Genomic DNA, 19,863 nt, shown 5'->3' on the forward strand with positions numbered 1-19,863 from the left:
GAATCCTCCCCCTTTTTTTTGTTTTGCAATTCGTCAAAAATCACAAAAGGCTTCGGGGATGCCAATCCCGCCCCTACGCTCCTTGCACACCACCAGGTCTTTGTCCCGGGAACAAGGAGGCTTCGATGCACGACGAGGTTTTTCCCTCCAGCGAGCATGTACTCGTTGTCGATGACGATCCCAATGTTTTGGATTTGATGAAGGAAATCCTTCAGGAAGCAGGGTGCACGCCATTGTTGGCTGCTCATCCCCAGGAGGCTATGGCGCTGGCAGAGACGCAGCCTTTCTCACTGGCTTTTGTTGACATTGAACTCCCGGGCATGACGGGGTTGCAATTGACGGAGCGGATCAAGGCCGGCGAACCGCACCGGGACGTGGTCATCATGACCGGATATGGCACCGTCGACAACGCTGTTCAGGCCATCAAGGTCGGGGTTGTCGACTTCATCCGCAAACCTTTCAGCATCGAAGATGTCTTCATGTGCATCCGCCGACATCGGGAAAGGCAAGCCTTCCGGGAAAGGATTCGGCGGGCCGAACAGCGCTATTCAGATCTGGTGCAACATGCCCCCATGATGATTTTTTCCTTGCGACGAGACTTTGCGCTTGGCTTTGTCAACCAGGCGTGTCGGACCGTCCTCGGCTATGAGCCGGCGGAGGCAGTGGATCGCTCAGGATGGTTGCTCGAAAGGGTCGTTGAAGACGATCGTGCACGGCTTGAAGATCATGTCCGACGCGTGTTCGAAGGGCTGTTGGATTCGGGCTACCTCGAATGCCGTCTGAGACATCGGGAAGGACATGTGCTCCACTGCCTGATGAAAACTTTTGTTTCCGCAAGGCCGATAAAAATCGGGCGCGTGAAGCAGTTGGAAGGCATTGCGTTGGATATCACGGATCGGGTGTTGTTGGAAAAGGCTTTGGTCCAAAAGGAAAAACTCAAGACCCTCGGTGCGGTGGCTGCCGAAGTCGCCCATGAGATTCGGAACCCTTTGGTTGCCATTGGAGGTTTTGCCCGGCGGCTCCACACCCGGTATCCTGAAGCTTCCGAGGCGGAAATCATCTTGGAGGAGTGCCGAAGGCTGGAAAGAATCCTGGACCGTATTCGCAACTATCTTTCCCCGGTCGAGGTCACTCTGAGGGCGCATTCCTTGGAGGACATCCTCCATCGCTGCAAGGAACTCATGAGCTTGGAATTGGAAAACCGCGGCATGCGATGCCGCTTGGAAGTCGAACCCGGCATCGGATTTTTGACCGTGGATGCCAATGCGCTCCTTCAGGTGTTCATCAATTTGGTGCGTAACGCCATTCAGGCGATGCAAAGGGGCGACGAGCTGGTGGTTCGAGCTTACGGCAGCGCCCAGCATGTTCTCATTCGGTTTCAGAACCCGTGCCGCAAGCCCATGCCGACCCACTCGGAGGCCTTGTTCTTACCCTTCGACGAAGGAGGCCAAAGCATCGGGCTTCCGCTGAGTTACCGTCTGATTCGCACCATGGGAGGGGTGCTCAGTTTTTCGTGGGAAGAGCCCTTCGCCGTTTTCACCATTTCCCTGCCCAAAATCCAGGACAACTCGAGCCTCCAGGGAGCGACGGAGCCATCCTTGGTTCACGCCGCGCCGCATCGGTAGTCCCATCCCGAATCTCGCTTTCCGCCGTGCCGAAGTTCCCCGGTCGCGTCGAGAGCCGAACGCCGAGTCAGCCGTTGCGGATGAAAAGGATCCTTCCCGCTGAGCTCTTCAATCGTAGCTGATGGCGCTGATCTGCATGAGCTGCTCGAAGGAGTGAAAAGCTTCGATGCGGCGGACGGTGCCGGTCTTCCCTCGCATGACCAGTGAATAAGTCACAGCACCACGTCCGGTGAAGCGCACTCCGGGAAGAAAATCCCCCCCGCTGATGCCGGTGGCGGCAAAGAAGACATCGTCACTCCGGACCAAGTCTCTTGTGGAGAGCACTCCTGTGAGGTCGTATCCGGCTTTCAGGAGTGCTTCCTTTTCGGAAGGGGACTGCGGATCGAGGCGTCCCAGCATCTCTCCCCCCACCACTTTGATGGCTGCGGCCGCCAGCACGCCTTCGGGGGTTCCCCCGGTTCCCATCATGACGTCCACCGAGGTGTCCGGCAGCACGGCCATAAGGGCTCCCGCCACATCGCCGTCGGTATGCAGCTGGATGCGTGCACCGGCTTTTCGGATGTGGGCGATGAGGTCCTTGTGACGCGGCTTGTCCAGGACGAACACCGTGAGATCATCCACATCTTTTCCGAGGGCTTTGGCGATCCTTCTCAAGTTATCTTCCGGGGAAGCGTCCAGATCGATGACGTCACGCGCCGGGGCAGGAACGGCCAGCTTGTTCATGTAAAAAGCGGGACCTGGATTGTACATGGATCCGCGGGGTGCCATGGCCACAACGGAGATCGCGTTCGGGCGACCGTGGGCGAGAAGACGGGTGCCTTCAACGGGGTCCACGGCGACGTCCATTTTGGGGCCCCGTCCCGTGCCTAGTTTTTCCCCATTGTAGAGCATCGGGGCTTTGTCTTTTTCCCCTTCCCCGATGACCACAATGCCGTCGATATCCACGGCGTTGAAGCTCAAGCGCATGGCATCCACAGCCGCTTTGTCTCCAGCTTTACCGTCACCGCGGCCGAGCCATCGTGCCGCGGCCAAAGCTGCAGCTTCCGTCACGCGTACCAGGTCCAGTCCCAAATTCCGTTCGGGGGCTTCCGTCTGCATCATCAGCTCCTCGCAAGCTTTTTTAGGCAAATGGTCCACTTCAGGCGCAGAAGACGAACGGCATACTCTGCAGCAGACCCTCATCTTCAGCTCCCGCAACGTCGATGGCTCGAGCCGGACATTCCGCGACGCACAGGCCGCATCCCCGGCATGCGGCAGGGTCGACCTCCAGGGGGCCGACGGGCGGCACGTGGATGGCTTGTGCAGGGCAGACCGCGGCACAGCTCAAGCATCGCGAGCAGCGACCGGGATTGATGGCGGCTACGAACGCCGTGCGCCGCAGGGTGCCTTGGCGGAATATGGCCAGCATTTTCGCCGCGGCCGCATCACCTTGGACGAGGGCTTCCGGAATGGTTTTGGGGGAATGGCACTGTCCGGCAATGAAAATGCCTTCCACAGCGGTTTCCACTGGGGCGAGCTTCACGTGCCTTTCCATGAAGAAGCCGTCCGTAGTGAGCGGCACCCTGAGGATGGAAGCGATGTGGTGGTTTTCCGAGCTTGGGATGGTCGGTGTGCTCAGGACAAGGAGGTCGGCTCTATCATGAAAGGAGCACCCCAGATCGGGGTCTCGCCAGTGGATGTCCACGGTGGAGCGTCCACCGAAACGGGTTGGCGTCACCCGGGGGGGGTGTTTCTCATCGTAGCGCAAAAACTGGATACCCTCCTGGCGGGCCTGTTGGTACATGAGTTCCGCAAGGCCGTAGGTCCGCATATCGCGATGCAGGACTGTAATTTGGAGCTGCGGGAAACGCTTTTTCAATTCGAGAGCGTGGGAAACCGCCTGTTGGCAGCACGAGCGGCTGCAGTACGGCCGCTGCTCGTTTCTGGACCCCACGCATTGGATCATCACTACGCGCCGGGCCTTGTGGAGATCCAATCGTCCTTGGCCCAACAGCTCCCCCAGTTCGGCTTGGGTCATCACCAGGGAACTGCGTCCGTATTCGTAGAGATTGTCCGGCTGCCAGGTTTCCGCTCCCATGGCGATGAGTATGGCGCCTACGGTCTCTTCCATACGCTCCGGGCCGGATCGATCCGGCTCACGACACCGCAGTTCCACTCGGAAATTGCCCAAGCTGCCTCGGCAATCCACGAGCTGGGTGTGCATCAGGACTCGGATCCGGGGTTGTGTTCGGATGCGGCTGAGGAAGTGGCGGTAAAGGCGATCCAAGTTCACGTCAGGCTTTCCAAAGTAAGCTTGCCTCAGTCGACCGCCGAAAACATGCCCGGATTCCACCACAAGGACGTGAATGCCGTTGTCTGCCAAGCGCAAGGCCGCCGTCAGCGCGGCGACGCTGCTACCCAGCACGAGGGCCGACGGCGTGATGGGGATTTCCATGGCCGGGGCCGGCCGGGCCGCACGCACCTGGGCGAGGGCTCCGGCGACGAGAGCCTTGGCCTTGAGCACCGCTTGTTGAGGAGTGTCCTTGTGCACCCAAGAACACTGCTCCCGGATGTTGACCATTCGAACGTGTCCAGGAGCCAGTCCCGCTTTGCTCAAAACCTCCTGAAACACCGGAAGATGACTTCGCGGGGAACACGCCGCAACGACGACACGGTCCAGTCTCTTTTCTTCAATGACGCGGGCCATCCGCGTCGTGGCATCCGTGGAGCAGGAAAAGAGATTTTCGGCCGCATACGCCACACCGGGCATTTCCTTCACCCACCGCACCACTTCCGCGGTGTCGATGACCCCGGCGATATTTGAGCCGCACCGACAAACAAAGACACCAATGCGAAGGCATGGAGCCGAGGAAGGGCTTTGCGGATTTTCCTCGAAAAGACGGGCATCTTTGACGGTCGCCGGCAAAGACGGTCTCACAGGCTGGGCGGATCCCGTCACGGGCTTTGGGGATTCGGCTCGTCCGGTCAAGCGGGCACTGGCGGCGACAGCCGCCGCGCCCGCTTCCTGAACCGTGGCGGGGATGCTTCTCGGCCCCATAAAGGTGCCGCAGGCGTAAATCCCATCCACCGAGGTGTGGACCGTATGATGCTCCTTAATCCGGACGAAACCGTAAGGGTCCATCTGAAGCTTCAAATCGCGGGCGATGCGGAGGGTTTCCCGGGACGGACGCATGCCCATGGCAAGGACCACCAAGTCTGCTTCCGAGTGCCAGGAGAGCCCGCCGTGAGACGCCCAGACCTGAACGCCTCGATCGCGACCTACGGGGACAATGTGCGCCACCCTGCCGTGGACGACCTGGACTTTCTCCAACGCCTGTACACGGCGGAAAAACGGTTCGCAGTCCCTACCGTGGGCACGCACATCCATGGCGCATATCGTGACGCGTTCCACATGGGGTAATCCTGCCACCAGCTGAATCTGTTTCAGCGCAGCCGCGCAGCAGTATTCGGAACAGTAGGGGACGCCGTGGAGTGGATCCCGGGATCCCACGCACTGGGCAAAAACAATACGCCGGGGAGGCCTCGTCAAACCCGCTGGATGCAACATGCCTCGCGTGGGTCCCGTCGCACTGAGATATCGTTCCAAAGCCAGGTTGGTGAGAACATGCGGTGAGTCCAACCAATGGGGATCATGGATGTCGTGTCGGTCCAACAGGTCGAATCCCCCGGCGAGGATCAAAGCGCCTGCTTCGATCTGCAGCGCTCGGGGCTCGTCTTCAAAACGGATGGCTCCCGCAGGACAGACGTCCGCACACCGCCGGCACGTTTTTCCTTGAAATTGCGGGCATGCCTCAGGATCAATGGCGGGAACGGCAGGGAAAGCCTGGGGATAAAGACTCCGGATGGCCTTGGTCCGCCCAAGGTCGAGATTGAAAGGGTCAGGGGCTTCCACCGGGCAAGCCCGCTGGCAGGAGCCGCAGCCGATACATTTCTCTGCATCCACGTAGGTCGGCTCTTGGGTGACGGAGCAGAGAAAAGCGCCGGCACAGCCTTCCACATGATCCAACCGGCATCGCACTAGGATGCGGATCCTCGGGTTTCGACCGAGGGCGAGAAGGCGGGGTGAGAGGATGCACAATGAGCAATCCAAGGTGGGATAGGTCTTGTCCAGCTGGGCCATGTGGCCTCCCAAGGCCACATCCCTTTCCAGCAGGACCACCGAATGCCCCAAGTCAGCAGCCTGGAGCGCTGCGTGGATCCCGGCGACGCCGCCGCCCACGACCACAATGGTCTGATGCGGGTCCCTGCATGGGACATCGAATCGGCCGAGCGCTTCAGCCATGGAGATCCCTCATGGCGTCCTGGATGAACGCGTCCACATTCACAGGGTCGGTTTCTGGCAAGTCCAAGGCCTTCTCGATGACCAGCCGGCGCAATGCTCCCAGACGCGATTCTAGGGCCGCGAGGCGATCCGCCTTCACACGACTCATGTATCCATCCCGGATCGCCAGATTGGCCACAGTGGCGTTAATATCCGCAAAACGCACACCTTGGGGGCAGAGAAAAGAACAACGGTGACAACGCAGACAAAGCCATATTTTCGGCGAGCTGAGGACAGCCTCACGCAGCCCCAATCGGATCCACTGGATGATCAGAGCGGGACTGAACGCATCATCGATGGCGCTCACAGGGCAACAGCCCGTACATAGGCCACATTGGTAACACAGGGAGAGTGTGTCGCCACCCGGGCCCGCCATGACCTCTTCCGCGAAATAGGGATCGCTTTTCAAGATGGGGATTTCTGCACTCGCCTTCTGCATGTTGGCATCCATGGACCCTATATCTCCGTGCTCTGGAGTCGCTCCCCGAACGCTCACCCGCCCCACAACGCGCAACGCCTCGGCGCTAAAGCATCCGCTTTGTCCCAATGCCTGTGGGCAACTGTCCCTAAATCAACACGATGGCCTGAGTCGGGCAATGGTCTTGGCATTTGCTGCATTTATCCGCGGCCTGCAACAGTCTCGTGCACAAGCTCTCGTCGGCGAGAACCACCCGGCCGTTGACAATACGCAGCACCACCTTGGCTTCCCGTGACGGACCTTTCCCGTGGCGGCTCTCGGGATCATTGGCCGCATTGTATTCGCAGACGATGAGGCAGATGCCGCATCCAGAGCATTTGTCCGGGTCGATGAGGTGTCCCGTTTTTGCCCGCGCCTCTAGGCTGTGCAAGAGCTCGGCAAGAGCTTCCTTCTGGGCCGCGTATGCCTCTTCTTGAAGCAGCGGGCATTCTTGCGGAGTCAATTCTCCCGACAGAAGGAAAGCGGCGAAATCGGCGCAGGTCATCCCGCACATCTGACAGTCTGTCTTAGGCAGGTGCTCGAGAATTTTCTGCCTCATATCTCTTTCACAATGTTGCCCTTTCCTGACGGGCTCCGGAGATGTCTCGCGGCACGACGTCCAAGATGTGGACCCCTTCCCAGGCACGGCCTTTGATGGGTTTCGTTAGACGCTTCATTCACGTCGGCCATAAAGATCACCCCTCACTCATCTGCAGTGTCGGCCATTCCAGAGGGCGCCCTGACGTTGTCCCGCCGCACCTGGCCGCGTCCATCCCCAACGTGCGCCGAATCATCCCCGGAAGCTCAGCTTTTTGGATCCCCCGATCCGGGGCACGCCCATTCTTCAAACCTGCCGTTGCTCTGGATCATTGGCAGTGAGAAAATCTTGTCCTCGGCCCGTCTTCTCCCAGCATTCCGGGCTGGCAGGAGATTTCAGGATCAGGGCCAGGCCCCAAACGTTCGAAACTTTCCAGGCGCAGGCTCGTCCCCACCAAAAACGGCGCCATAAGATCCATACTCACGGCCGTTTCGGCCCTTTCCTCTTTTCGGCCCGGGATGGGTGATGACGGACACAAACCGCGCTGAGCCTGATAGATCAGGGTCCCTCCGACGTAAAGCTGCTCGCATCGGCTGAAGGCCTCGGCCCAGCTCGCGGGGGTATCCTCTGCAGGTTCCCTGAAAAGCGCCACATTCGCCCGGGCCCCGGCTCGCAGATGTCCTCGATCCCCCAGCCCTAAAGCCTTGGCCGCGTTCCCTCGTGTGGCCAGGAGCCAATCCCGCACGGACAACACTTCCAAAACGGCGCGCACCAAACCGGTCCAGCCCTCAACGAGGGCAAGGCTGGCATGGCGGCAGGAAAACGCCCAACCTTCACGGACCGCCTGCGCCATAAAGCGGAGGATTTCAGCATTGTCCCGAAAATCTTCTTCTGGAAGCGGGGAGGCTTTGAGAAGCAGGTATGTCCCTACATCCCAGAAGGGCCCTTTTGTGAGGTGTTCCGGTGGCACCCATGTGAGCTGGATGTTTTTTTCCGGCCATGCCACGCCGAGGTCACCGGTGAGCTCCGGACGGAGCAGATGGGAAAGGACAAAAGAATCCTTTGTCCCGTTCGTTCTCTCATAGTCTGTGGCCCGATGCAGATGCACACCGGCGCACAATGCCGACACCTCCCCGGGAAGGAACGAACGGAACGGGACCGCGAGCCGCCCTTCCAATCCTGCGCAGGCGTCGCACAGAAAAGGCAGAATGTCCTGCGCCGATTTTTCCCGGTGCTTGTAGACTTCATTGCGGAACCGCAATCGTGGTTCGGGAAGATAAAACCCTCGTGTCGCCACGATTCGGGAGAGATGATCGAGTACCCTTTGAGCCGTGCCCGGGTCGTGCGCTTCGATCCAGGAGATCAGATCGTCAAGCGGCACGCACAGGCCGATGGAAAAGTCCAGGCCGCCCATCCGCTCCAACGCGCCGCGCACTGTGCCGAGATGCGTCAGGGGTGCCCAGCTTTCGTGGACATGGGCGAAACCTCTTTCGGCGTAACGACGGGCATAGGTCCGAATGTCGGGAAAAAGCCCGGCGGCCTGCAACGCCCAGGCCCCCGGAAAAGCCACGTGGGCGGCGCAATCCACGGCCGCCGCCGTAACGACCATGCCGGAAGCGTCCACGATTTCATCGGGATCGGCGACGGCATCCGGCGCCACAATCCTTTCGCCGCACACGGCGATGTCCCGGACTTCACCGTCGCAGTCACTCAAAGGATCGTACACCCTGCCGGATCGGATCAGAAGCGTTTTCGGACGCATAATGTCCCTATGGGCGAGGTTCGAACAGGTCTCGGATCACGGCTGCATCACAGACGACGTTCCGGTCCCAGAGCTTTTTCACATGGAGTGACACGCCGTCGAGTCTGACGGCCGCCCCCGACGCGTCCAGGCCTTGGAGTCCCACGCTGATCACGAGATCCGCTTCGGCGGTCGTCATGGTCTCGTAGGCGGAAAGCGCCACAACGGGGACGTGGTTTTTTCGCACGGCGTGCTTTTGCTCGTCCGTCAAGAACCAAAAACAGTCCCCCGACACGGCCAAGAGCAGGTCTCCCTGGCGTGGCGACCAGTCATGGAGGTCGCCATGGAGGTGCCATCTGGAGTTGCCTAGTCCGCCGGCCGCCGTAAAAGCCTCGAGAAACCCCATACTGTTGAAATCGCAGGGAAGAGGCATGAGAAACGTGGGAGCTGAGGAACCCAGATCTTCCACCCACGCAGCCAAGGCGTCCATTATCTCCGGGCCGCTCTCATGATACAGTGGACCCCGGCCGAAGAAAAAAACGCGGTAGCGGCTTTTTTCCAAGTCTTTGAGAAGCGGTGCGAGCCTCTTGGCGTTCAGTTCCGGTGGGCTTTCCAGTGTTCCCGTAGTGGTTGCCCTGTGCAGCGCCCGGATGCATTCCTTTTCAACTTCCGTGGAGATGGTGAGCAGATGGGTCGCACGGCTCATCTCCGTCACGTGGACATCCACCGTCCACGCCGCACGATCTTCGGCGCCCCGCTCGGTGAACTTTCCTCGTGGGAACAGGGCATAGCGGGCCAAGAGCCGGGGACTGCTCCTGAGTGGGTTTGCCCCCCAGAAGAGAACGAAATCCGCATGATTTCGGACGCATTCGAGCGTTGTGAGGGGCGGTGTGCGACGCCGGTAGGTCTCCACATAGGCTTTCAGAAGCGGGCCGTCGGAGGGGATCCACAGCGTGTTCCAATCCCACAGCCCCTCCATAAGGAGCCACAGGGATTCTGTGGATAATTGACCCAGGCCGTAGATGGCCACACGTTGGGCATGGAACAGGTGTTCTCGACACTCCGCCAGGGCTTCGGCAAGACTGATGGGGTGCCACTGACGCCCCCCTCGGCGTCGACGGTGGGTTTCGCACCGGGCTCGGGGCAGTGAGCTGCTGAATTTTTTCAGGCCGAGGAATCGAGCCGCCCCCCATCGACAGGCATTGGTGGTTTCCATAACGCGTTGCTCTTCGACCACGACGTCGATATCGTCGCACAGGCAGCTGCATCCGCAGCACACAAGGGAGTCCCGGGTTCTTCCGCTCACGGCTCCAATCTCTCCTGTGGAGAAGACGAAATGCGTCGCAACCATTTGGCTGCGTGAACCGCGGCGGCGGATGCTTCGGTCACCGTTTGGGTGATATCCCTCGGCCCATGGCATCCACCGACGACAAAGATTCCGGGCACACTGGTGTGCGTCTGTCCTCCCCAGAAGAAGCCTTCCTTATAGAAACCATACCGATCTCTTTCAGGGGCTGTGCGCACGACCCACCGATGATCCGCGTTGGGTGCTTCGACGCCCACGGCCAAAACCACCAAATCCGCTTCCACACTGTGCGTCCCGGATTGCGAGGCCGCCCGATAATGCACGGCCAGCTTGCCGTGTTCCCCGACCCGTTCCACCCGGTCTGGGAGGGCCTTAATGAACCGGACGCCACGTTCTCGGGCGCGCAGAAACAAACCTTCAAAGCTTTTCCCAGCCGTGCGGATGTCGTTGTAAAAAATGGTCACCGACGCGTGCGGTTCGTGTTCCAGGACAAGCATGGCTTCTTTAATGCTCGCCGTGCAGCAGGTGACCGAGCAATAGGGCAGGAAGCGGCGATTGCGGGATCCGGCACACTGGATGAATACGACGGACTGGGGTCTCGCTCCGGACGGGGTCATCAGGATTCCCTGGGTCGGTCCCGTGGCGCACACCAAACGCTCGAATTCGACATTGGTGAGCACTTCCGGGAAGCGACCGTAGCCATAAGAACCGAGCCGCGCCGCCGAAAAAGGCCGGGCTCCCTCCGCGAGGATTACCGCCGATGCATGCCAGCGGCTGACCCGGGGCTTTTCATCCAATCGAATGGCTTGCCTTTCACACGCCATCTCACACAGACCGCACTCGATGCAAAACTCTTTTTGAACGGCGGCACGCAAGGGTACCGCTTGTTCAAAGACGATCCCGATGGCTTTGCGCGGCCGCAGTCCGGCGTTCCAGACATTGGGAACGATCACCGGACAAACGTCGCTGCAGGCGCCGCAACCGGAACACACGTTCATGTCCACGTATCGGGGGCGATGCTCGATTTCCGCGAGAAAGTGGCCGGGTCGTCCGCTGATTCTCTTTACACGGCAGGACGCAAGGACGGTGATGTTCGGGTGGGAGGCCACATCCACCAAACGAGGTCCCAAGATGCAGATGGAGCAATCCAAGGTCGGAAAAGTTTTATCCAGACGGGCCATATTGCCGCCCAGAGAATCTTCGGCTTCCACCAGCGTGACCGGAATGTCCATGCCTGCCAGGTCCAGTGCGGCCTGGCATCCTCCCACACCTCCTCCCACGACCAAGACCCGTCTCGGGGCTTTAGGACCCAGCGGGCGCATTTGGCCCCAGGGGCTTCCGGTGGACGGAGCCCCACACACCTTGGCGGAGGAGCGTTCAAAGACGTCCATTCGAGCCTTGAGGAGACCACAGAGCGCCGTTTCATCTTGGGCATCCCGGAGGTCCACGAGATTCCACCGGAGATCCGACCGAACCCCCAGCGTTTGTTCAAGAAGTTCACCGAGGAGGAAAGGCGAGCAGGCGCCGATGATCAGCTGTTCCACAGACTGGAGGTGCGGTTCCGAGATTTCTTTAGGGAACGTGTGCCGATCACACAAAAAATCCACGACGCGGACGGGGATGCCCATGGCGGCCAGCATTTGGGCCGAGCGGTTCAGGTCGAGCCGTGGATGTCGATCGGAACACCGGCACAAGAGGACGAGGGTCCCATGGCGAGGAGGTTTTTCTTCTGGGCGTGTCGTCATGAGGATTGTGTTCGTTCCATCATTTCCCCAACCAGCCGACGGATGATTTGCTGAAATTTGGGGCCTTCGGTTGCCGATACCCAATGGTAGCTCAGCCGATTTGGGTCAAATCCTTTTTTGGAGAGCAGCTTGCGGATTCGGGGAACTCGGCCCTCGAACCGCAGGTTTCCAGAAATGTAATGGCAGTCCCCTGGCGGGTGGCATCCTGCAACCAGGACGTGGCCGGCCCTTTTTTTGAACGCGTGGAGGATCAACCGGGCACTGACCCGCCCTGAGCACGGCACCCGCACGATGCGCACGTTGGCCGGGTAAGGGATCCGCGAGATCCCCGCGGAATCGGCCCCGGCGTAGGCACACCAGTGGCAGCAAAAGGCAAGGATCTTTTCGCCGGGGTTCTGGGCGAGGGCTGCGTCCACGGCGGCGATCATCGCCTCCAACGGGTAGCCCAAGTGATCGGCCGCCTGTGTGGGGCAAGCCCCGGCGCAGACGCCGCACCCTTTGCAGGCCGCCGTTTCCACAAAAGCCTTGAGGGCGCCCTGTGCATCTGTGCGAAGCCTGACGGCCTGATACGGACATTCGGCAGCGCACTGGCCGCAGCCGACGCACCGGTCCAGGTCAATCACGGCAATCATGCCGTCCAGCTTCAGGTAATCCTTGGACAGAAGCTGGTACGCTTTGGCTGCCGCTCCGACCGAGGCCGCCACGGTTTCTCGGACATCTTTCGGCCCTTGGCACGAGCCCGCAAGAAAAACCCCTTCAACGGCCGATTCTAAGGGATGAAGCTTAGGGTGCGATTCCAGCAGAAATCCATCCTGACTTCGCGCCAAACGAAAGGTCTGGTGCAAGTGGTCGGCGTTCGTCCGAGGTCGAAGGCCGACGGCGCAGATCAATCGATCGACGGGGACGCGAAAATCCGCGTCAAGGAATTCGTCATGCCAGTCGATGAGGAGTTTGCCCGCTGCGTCAGGGACCACGCTGGTCAACGAACCGCGGTGGAATTGCACGCCCAGGCGGCGCGCCCGTGCGTAGAGCTCCTCCTCTTGGCTTTTATCATAGAGCCGAATATCGCGATGAAAAACGCGCACGGTCATCCCCAACGCCCGAAGCGCCAACGCCTGCTTGAGCGTTATGGCACAGCAAATGCGGGAGCAATGCGGATAGGCCTCATCCAGGCGGGACCCCACGCACTGCACAAAGGCAACGGACCGCACTCCGTCCAGGCCCGCAGGTCGACCGTTGGGGTCGCGACGGTCCCATCTGAAGAGCTCTTCCAACTCCACCGACGTCATCACCTGTGGCAGCGCGGCAAAAGGATAACGGGAGATTTCCGGCTGGTAGGGTTCGAAACCCGTTGCCACAATCAAGGCGCCGACGTCGACGGTCCCGCGGCTTTCCCCGGAGGCGTCCCGCAAAGATACAGTAAACTGCCCCACATACCCGCCCACATCCTCGACCATGCATCCTTCCAAGACGCGAATGTGGGGATGGAGGGTCGCTCGGGTGATAAGAGGCCGCAGAAAGCACGATAGGGGTTCGGTTTCCGGCGGTGTGATGTTCCACCGCACGGATTGACCGCCGAGGGCGCCGTTTTTTTCGACCAGAATCACCGGCACGCCGCAGTCCGCCAGTTCCAAAGCGGCTCTCAATCCACCCACCCCGCCGCCCACGACCAGGGCCCGCCGCGTCACGGGCACCACTCGGTCATCCAAGGGTTTCAGCCGGGCAAGTCGGGCCAACCCCATGTGAATCAGATCCAGCGCCTTTTCTAGAGCCTCGGGCCCGCGGTGAACCCAAGAACACTGTTCCCGGATGTTGGCCATTTCCAGCAGGTACGGGTTAAGGCCGGCTTGGGCGATGGTCCGCCGGAAGGTCACTTCGTGGAGCCGTGGGGAGCACGCGGCCACCAGGATGCGTTCGAGGCCATGGGTTTCAATGTCGGTTTGAATTTCTTTCTGACCGGGCTCGGAGCAGCAAAACACGTTGGTTTTGACCACCGCCACATCACAGGAGTGCGCGACGCGATCTCGTAGGGCTTCCACATCGATCACCCCGGCGATGTTTTGACCGCAATGGCAGATATAAACACCGACGCGACTCATGGAGTGTGCCCCGCCCGGATATCGGAACTCGTCCGGAGCTCAGGTGAAAGCTCACAGTCCGTGTAATTTTGGTGGATCGTGCTCGTCAGCGCGCTCCGGATACGCTTCCACAAGGGACACGTGTCTTCGTCAGCAACGAGCACCGCCTCACGCACAACCCGGATGGCCTCCCGATCACAGATATTCTCGCACGCCCCGCACAAGGCACAGATTTCCCGGTTCAAAACCACCCGACCTTCGCGGCGCTGAAGCACCTGCACGGGACAGACATCAATACACAGGTTGCAATCTTCCGGACATCGTTCGGCGTCGAGGATGACCCGACCTTTGAAAAGAGGGATCACTTGGATGGAGCCCTGGGGGCAGGTTTCCACGCACTGTGCGCAACGCAGGCAGAGTGTCGGGTTGGGCAAGGTGCCTTCGGGGGTCTCACGGTAGACACCGCGAGGACAGTTCTGGACGCACCGAAAACAATACTTGGGACACTCCGTTTCGCGGTTTTCCACAATCCGGCGCAGCTGACGGCACCAGTGTTCATGTTCGCCGTCCAGCAGCTCACACCGGTGGGGGCATCTTTGTTCCTGGACATGCAATTTTTCCGGGATAAGGGGCAGCCTTCCCGATTGACGCAAAATTTCTTTCGGGCGATCGTCAAACCGGAGCGTTATGGCCGAAACAGGGCACACAAAGGCGCAGACTTCACAGAGGACACACCGGAGGTGATCCAGACGGAGAGTGAGGCCCTGTTCGTCCGCACAGAGGCTGAGAGCTTCCCGGGGACACGCGAGGGAGCAGAGATCGCATCGGATGCACCGATCTCGGTCTATCTCCAGTGAGAGCGTCACGTGGTAGAACCGGCGGGTGTACAGGATGCGCTGTGCGTCGTCGCGTTTCATGGTCTCGAACAAATAGGGTTTCACGGCCGGCCAGTCGAAAAAATTCACATACCTTTTTTTTGTAACACAGCTATGGCATCAATTGAAGACCAATCCAACGCAGAAATGCCGTGAACCTGGATGAACCCCACGCCTCCCCAACGGCGAGGAGCCGCGCATGCCTTACGATGCCATGGTCATTTCTTTTGAGAAGGCCGACCCTTCCCAGATCGATAAGCTGGGAGCCAAAGGGGCCAAATTGGTGGAGGATTTCCAGAATCTGCGGTCCGACTTTCCGGGAATGGAACATCGGATATCGGTTCCGGACGGATTTATTTTGACGACCGATGCCTGGAAAGCTTTTCGCGACAACGATGGGTCGCTCCCGGAGGGGTTGTTTGCCGCCGTGACATTGGCTCTTGCCGATTTGGAACAGCGGGTGGGCCGTCGTTACGGCGACACAAGTGGTCTGATGCCCCTCATCGTGGCCGTGCGCGGGGGGGCTCCGGTGTCTTTGCCCGGGGCCATCAGCACCATTTTGAATGTGGGCTTAAACGATGAAATCGTCACGGCGTTGATCGAAGCCGGAGAAGACGAAGGTTTTCTGCTGAGCACTTATCTCGAAGCCATCCGCATGTACGGCGAAGTCGTGTTGGGGATCCCATACGAGCGTTTCTACGAAGTGTTGGAGAAGTTTCACGTGGGCGACGAGGGGTCCGTCCCTGTGGACGAGCTCTTTCCGCTGATTGACGCCTACAAGAAGGTCCTTTTGCGTGCCGCCCCGGAAGGCTCTGCGTATCGAATGGAATCGGACCCTCTGCGCCAACTCAAAGCCGCCATCGAAAGCGTGTTTCATTCCTGGATGGGGGAAACGGCAATTGAAGCGCGCCTCAGTCGGAGTCCCAAGGTTCCGGATGACATGGGCACGGCGGTCATCGTTCAGAGCATGGTCTTCGGCAACCGGGACGAGTACGGGTGTTTGGGGGGGTCCTCTTCACGAGGAACCCCAGAACCGGAGCCGCTGCGCCGGTGATTGAATGGGCGCCGAAGGTCCAGTGTGACAAGATCGTTTCAGGGAAACTGCGCAAAGAACTCCTCCACACCAAAGACCTGGAAGAACGATTTCCCGACATTTTCGAATTGCTCATGACCGTTCGGGATCGTTTGGAGGCACGGGCCAAGAGGCCCCTTGATGTGGAATTTACCGTGGAAGATCGAAAACTCTACATCCTCCAGCGCCGTCCTTTGCGCATGACGTTTTCCGCCACCGCCCGAGCCATGTGGGATTTGGTGGATGAAGGAAAAACGACCATTCAAATGGCTTCCCTCATCATCAATACCGCATTGGAGCAGCCTGAAAAGATGCTCCGTGAGGGGTTTCGAGACTTTGAAGTTTTGGCCGTAGGCGAGCCCATCACGGACACGGCGGACTACGGCACACTTGTATTTGGTACGGAGGCGGCCTTGGAACTGGCGCGACAGGGCCGGGCCGTGATCATGCTGCGCAAAAGACCCTATGGCGAAACAGATCTGGCGGTGAATCATCCCAACGTGCGAGGGATTATCCGGTGCGATGGAAACGTCACGGGCCATGAGGCCGTCTCGGCGGTGGCGTACAGCAAACCCTATCTCATCAACGTCACGGATATTCATGGGCGGCCCCTGTTGATCGTGGACGAAGAGCGCATTGAACTCAATCCAGAAGCCACTTTGGCTGCTTATATGGGCCGAGAGGTTTTCGTGGACGGAGAGCGGGGTATTGTGGGGTTCACCCAAGCGCAAGACTATCTGGTCGATCGAAAAATCAGAAAAAAGCTCTACGTCGATTGGGAATACCTGCGGGAGCAGTTTGACAAAGCGGGTTATCATGAGCTGGACTATGAGACCTTGCTGGATATCCATTACCAAATGGAGTTGGAACTTGCCCATTACCAGCGGCTGGAAATCCGCCTCAAGGAAGGCGACCGGACGGTGTCCGAAAAAGAATTGATGCACGCCTTCGCCACATACCTCCTCTACATTCCCGAAAGAGACCGCGAACGGACGCTGGCTTTGAAAGACGTTGCCGTGGAGCAGTTCGACCTTGGGCCTCCATTGGTGTATCGCGGCCATAGACTGGGACAGGAGGTCCTCAAGATCTTGAGAGCACTCATGTTATGCACCACGTGGCGTACCCATTGGATCCACGAGATTATGGTCGAAAAGGCCAGGGCGCGTGGAGAAAACGAAGGGGATGTCATCCGGGATATTTTTATCAAGAACCGCACCATGAGCGTCGTCAAGGAGTTTGAATCCGAAGGGTTTCACCTCATGCGCGTCCCTCATTACTACTATCTCATTTTTGCGAGCAACTTTGAATATGATCAGGATCTGGACAGTGTCCAGATCAATCCTGGGCTCATGAAGTATGCGGAAAAGGAAGTTCTTGCGAGAAATTTTCTCTCCTATTTGCAGCAGATCAACCCTCGACTTCGGGAAAAGCTCCGGGTGATCCAGGGGGAGCCTCCCTTGGGCCAAGGACATGCCCGCATCGTGAGCATCGGTTTGGCTGTACCGGATGAAGATTTCGACGTCGTGTGTCGGTATCTTCGGACATTTCTGGATCAAACGAAACATGGTTGTCCGATGACCTTCCAAAGCGCCGTGCCCGAGGGGGACTTCATCGATCTTTACTATCTCGACCCGGTTTTTGCCCCTTACCCTGAGTTTCGGATCATGAAGGAAAAGGCCGGTGGGGACACCGTGGCCGAGGCAGGCTATATTCTCGCCTTCGGCCGATGTTCCTACGGGGAATTCGACGGTGTGGTGTACGGCCGCGACGAATATGAAAGATTATGTCGGCAGGTTCAGAAGTTTCAAGCATTCCTGCGGCGTCGGGGCATTGACGAAGCCGTGCGGCCCTGGCAATTTGAAGTGGATCCATATCGGCGCCATTCGGTGATCGCCGCTGTAGGAGTTCGCATCGAGCCCCATGCGCTGAAGGATGTGATCGCCCAGCTCAAGGATTTCCTCGGCATCGAGGGCCAAGTCGGCGAATGCCCCGTGGACATTTCGGCCTGATCCCCCTGGCCGGCGTCTCCCGTGAAAATCCTCTCGTCATCACAAATCAGGGCGCGGACCTCTGGATCCTCACCATCGGATGAGCGCCGTGCCCCACGTGAACCCAGACCCGAACGCCGCCAGCAGAAGCAGGTCGCCACTTTGGATCATCCCATTGCGGGCCGTTTCATCCAGCAGTAACGGGATACTCGCCGCCGTGGTGTTTCCATAGCGTTGCATGTTGTGGAGAAACTTTTCCTCGGGAAACCCCAATTTTTGAGCCACCATCTGATTGATACGCATGTTGGCTTGGTGAGGGATGACGTACTTGATATCCTCAGCCTTCAGCCCATTGACCTGCATCGTGTGCTGAATCACCTCGCTCAACCGCGTGACCGCATGCTTGAAGACCGTCTTGCCGTCCATCTGGGGCCAGATCTCCGACGTGGTTATCGTCTCTTGGGAGAGATAAGGTTTTCTCGAGATATCCCAGATATCCATGCATAAAGCTCGGGCAAACCGGCCATCCGCATGCAATTCCGTATAAAGGACGCCACGGTCCGGAGAGGGGGACGCGCAGAGCACTACGGCCGCGGCGCCATCCCCGAACAAGACGGCCACATCGCGTCCCCGGTCGGAAAAATCAAGAGCGCTGCTATGCACCTCGGCGCCGACGATCAAAATGTTCTTGTAAGTCCCGGCACGAATCAGAGCGTCGGCAATCGTGAGGGAGTACAGAAACCCGGTGCATTGGTTGCGCACGTCAAGGCACCCGATGGGACTTAGGCCCAGTTTGGGCTGAAGATAACAGCCGGAGCCTGGAAAATGATGATCCGGGCTGAGGGTGGCAAAGATGAGAAAGTCGATCTCTCCTGGGGTTAAGCGCGCATCCTCCAAGGCTTTGCGGCAGGCCTCCGCGGCCAAGTCTGAACACTTCACCCCTGTCTCGGCGAAACGCCGCTCACGAATTCCCGTCCGTGTCTGGATCCACTCATCGCTGGTGGTCATGAGCTGAGCGAGGTCATCATTGGTGACCACCTTCGGGGGGACGTAGCTGCCGATGCCGGCGATAGCGCTTCGGGTCATGGGGTTTCCTTTCTTGTTCAATGCGTCTTCACACCGATGCTTGTCTCCGGAACTGCTCAATCCACCCCCCGCCCCGAGGTCTGGCATGGAAAGCGTTGCGTTTCAGCAGGCTTCGACGGGCGAGCTCTGTAAGCTCATTGAGTTCGGTTTCCAGGTATCGTCGAGACGCTTCCAAGTCGTCCTGTCCGGCTGGGCGAGGGACCTGTATGGGTTCTCCGGCAGCGATGACAATCCGCGCAAAAGGCAAGGGAACGAGTGTGCGGTCCCAACTGGGTACCCGCCACGCACGATCGGCCGCAAGGCTCAGGGGGACGAGAGGCAGTCCGGTGGCCGATGCCAGCCACACGATCCCCTTTTGAGCCACGAGGGGAGGGCCTTGGGATCCGTCGGCGATGAGTCCCGCAGGATAGCCTTTGCGGGCGAGATGGAGCATCGCCTTCAGGGCTTGGGCACCTCCGTGGTGTGAAGAGCCGCGGACGGTTTGAAATCCGAGACACTGGGCGAGCCGTGCCGCCCACTCCCCGTCTCGGGATCGGCTGACCATAAGCACACCGTTCAGCTGTCGGAAAAAATAGAGTACGGTCGGGAAGGCGAAGTGCCACGTGGTCAAAAGACCGGGAGGTGAACCGTCCAAAGCCCTTCGGAGGTGGGCTTCCCCGATGACGAGGAATCGGCAGGTCCGGTGCCAAGCCGAAAGCACGGAGGCCCCCCAGCAAGGGAGACGCCGGAGCAGAGGATGATCGGGCGTGAGGACGTCCCGTCGCACGCGCAAGACCTCAAATGTTTTAGAGTCTGGAACTTGACCCATCGGCCACCACTCCTAGCCGAACGGAGGATTTTTCGTCAAGACGGGTGAAGAGGGACGGCCCACCACAACGTCATTCAACGGAAAGGGCCGGCACGGGGTCGCATGCAGGTCCTGCGTCGGCTCGGTTCAAACGTGAGCTGAGGGGCCCACCGGCGCACATCGCTGCTGGCCCCCTCGTCAAGGAAAACAACCTTTCCTTCCCACTTACGGCCCGGTCATGGGA

General features: G+C 59.3%; 14 protein-coding genes. 3 read left to right on the forward strand and 11 right to left on the reverse strand.

Annotated elements, in window-relative coordinates:
• Positions 1-125: 125 nt before the first annotated feature.
• The gene (locus ACZ5K9_RS14455; protein WP_464272032.1) at positions 126-1,625 is read left to right on the forward strand and encodes a two-component system sensor histidine kinase NtrB; all 1,500 of its coding nucleotides are present in this window, start codon (positions 126-128) and stop codon (positions 1,623-1,625) included.
• 108 nt (positions 1,626-1,733) lie between these two features.
• Here the strand turns inward: ACZ5K9_RS14455 and glpX are convergent, their stop codons facing one another.
• The 9 genes from glpX to ACZ5K9_RS14500 all read right to left on the reverse strand — a co-directional run bounded on the left by glpX (position 1,734) and on the right by ACZ5K9_RS14500 (position 14,776).
• Positions 1,734-2,723: a class II fructose-bisphosphatase gene (glpX, locus tag ACZ5K9_RS14460; protein ID WP_464273981.1), complete on the reverse strand. Its 990-nt coding sequence runs from the start codon at positions 2,721-2,723 to the stop codon at positions 1,734-1,736.
• Between the two features lie 40 nt (positions 2,724-2,763).
• Positions 2,764-5,907 (reverse strand): FAD-dependent oxidoreductase, encoded by a 3,144-nt coding sequence (locus tag ACZ5K9_RS14465; protein WP_464272033.1) that lies wholly within the window; start codon positions 5,905-5,907, stop codon positions 2,764-2,766.
• Positions 5,900-6,385, reverse strand: a complete 486-nt coding sequence (locus ACZ5K9_RS14470) for a 4Fe-4S dicluster domain-containing protein (protein ID WP_464272034.1) — start codon at positions 6,383-6,385, stop codon at positions 5,900-5,902. The genes ACZ5K9_RS14465 and ACZ5K9_RS14470 overlap by 8 nt, the downstream gene beginning before the upstream one ends.
• A 127-nt stretch (positions 6,386-6,512) precedes the next feature.
• Positions 6,513-6,962 (reverse strand): ATP-binding protein, encoded by a 450-nt coding sequence (locus tag ACZ5K9_RS14475; protein ID WP_464272035.1) that lies wholly within the window; start codon positions 6,960-6,962, stop codon positions 6,513-6,515.
• Positions 6,963-7,269: 307 nt separating this feature from the next.
• Positions 7,270-8,703 (reverse strand): amidohydrolase family protein, encoded by a 1,434-nt coding sequence (locus ACZ5K9_RS14480; protein ID WP_464272036.1) that lies wholly within the window; start codon positions 8,701-8,703, stop codon positions 7,270-7,272.
• 7 nt (positions 8,704-8,710) lie between these two features.
• A complete protein-coding gene (locus tag ACZ5K9_RS14485; protein WP_464272037.1) occupies positions 8,711-9,988 on the reverse strand; it encodes a hypothetical protein in 1,278 nt (425 codons plus the stop codon).
• Complete coding sequence (locus ACZ5K9_RS14490) at positions 9,985-11,733, reverse strand: 4Fe-4S binding protein (protein ID WP_464272038.1); 1,749 nt, start codon at positions 11,731-11,733, stop codon at positions 9,985-9,987. The genes ACZ5K9_RS14485 and ACZ5K9_RS14490 overlap by 4 nt, the downstream gene beginning before the upstream one ends.
• Complete coding sequence (locus ACZ5K9_RS14495; protein ID WP_464272039.1) at positions 11,730-13,832, reverse strand: hydrogenase iron-sulfur subunit; 2,103 nt, start codon at positions 13,830-13,832, stop codon at positions 11,730-11,732. The genes ACZ5K9_RS14490 and ACZ5K9_RS14495 overlap by 4 nt, the downstream gene beginning before the upstream one ends.
• Complete coding sequence (locus ACZ5K9_RS14500) at positions 13,829-14,776, reverse strand: 4Fe-4S binding protein (RefSeq protein ID WP_464272040.1); 948 nt, start codon at positions 14,774-14,776, stop codon at positions 13,829-13,831. Before ACZ5K9_RS14500 ends, ACZ5K9_RS14495 begins: the two co-directional genes overlap by 4 nt.
• A gap of 109 nt (positions 14,777-14,885) precedes the next feature.
• Between ACZ5K9_RS14500 and ACZ5K9_RS14505 the strand changes: the two genes are divergently transcribed.
• Both ACZ5K9_RS14505 and ACZ5K9_RS14510 read left to right on the forward strand, forming a co-directional pair.
• The gene (locus tag ACZ5K9_RS14505) at positions 14,886-15,740 is read left to right on the forward strand and encodes a PEP/pyruvate-binding domain-containing protein (protein WP_464272041.1); all 855 of its coding nucleotides are present in this window, start codon (positions 14,886-14,888) and stop codon (positions 15,738-15,740) included.
• Entirely contained in the window at positions 15,737-17,767 is a 2,031-nt protein-coding gene (locus ACZ5K9_RS14510; protein WP_464272042.1) for a hypothetical protein, read from the forward strand. The genes ACZ5K9_RS14505 and ACZ5K9_RS14510 overlap by 4 nt, the downstream gene beginning before the upstream one ends.
• Positions 17,768-17,836: 69 nt before the next feature.
• On the opposite strand, the gene ACZ5K9_RS14515 is transcribed toward ACZ5K9_RS14510, so the two are convergent.
• Both ACZ5K9_RS14515 and ACZ5K9_RS14520 read right to left on the reverse strand, forming a co-directional pair.
• On the reverse strand, positions 17,837-18,832 hold the full coding sequence (locus tag ACZ5K9_RS14515; protein WP_464272043.1) for a beta-ketoacyl-ACP synthase III: 996 nt from the start codon (positions 18,830-18,832) through the stop codon (positions 17,837-17,839).
• Between the two features lie 28 nt (positions 18,833-18,860).
• Entirely contained in the window at positions 18,861-19,532 is a 672-nt protein-coding gene (locus ACZ5K9_RS14520) for a lysophospholipid acyltransferase family protein (RefSeq protein WP_464272044.1), read from the reverse strand.
• Between the last annotated feature and the right edge of the window lie 331 nt (positions 19,533-19,863).

The sequence above is a fragment of the Desulfosoma profundi genome, assembly GCF_055387865.1.

Coding starts and splice junctions, on each gene's coding strand:
- ACZ5K9_RS14505 (WP_464272041.1), top strand. CDS start 14,886: ATGCCTTACGATGCCATGGTCATTTCTTTTGAGAAGGCCGACCCTTCC.
- ACZ5K9_RS14465 (WP_464272033.1), bottom strand. CDS start 5,907: ATGGCTGAAGCGCTCGGCCGATTCGATGTCCCATGCAGGGACCCGCAT.
- ACZ5K9_RS14490 (WP_464272038.1), bottom strand. CDS start 11,733: ATGACGACACGCCCAGAAGAAAAACCTCCTCGCCATGGGACCCTCGTC.
- ACZ5K9_RS14480 (WP_464272036.1), bottom strand. CDS start 8,703: ATGCGTCCGAAAACGCTTCTGATCCGATCCGGCAGGGTGTACGATCCT.
- ACZ5K9_RS14470 (WP_464272034.1), bottom strand. CDS start 6,385: ATGCAGAAGGCGAGTGCAGAAATCCCCATCTTGAAAAGCGATCCCTAT.
- ACZ5K9_RS14515 (WP_464272043.1), bottom strand. CDS start 18,832: ATGACCCGAAGCGCTATCGCCGGCATCGGCAGCTACGTCCCCCCGAAG.
- ACZ5K9_RS14475 (WP_464272035.1), bottom strand. CDS start 6,962: ATGAGGCAGAAAATTCTCGAGCACCTGCCTAAGACAGACTGTCAGATG.
- ACZ5K9_RS14495 (WP_464272039.1), bottom strand. CDS start 13,832: ATGAGTCGCGTCGGTGTTTATATCTGCCATTGCGGTCAAAACATCGCC.
- ACZ5K9_RS14455 (WP_464272032.1), top strand. CDS start 126: ATGCACGACGAGGTTTTTCCCTCCAGCGAGCATGTACTCGTTGTCGAT.
- glpX (WP_464273981.1), bottom strand. CDS start 2,723: ATGCAGACGGAAGCCCCCGAACGGAATTTGGGACTGGACCTGGTACGC.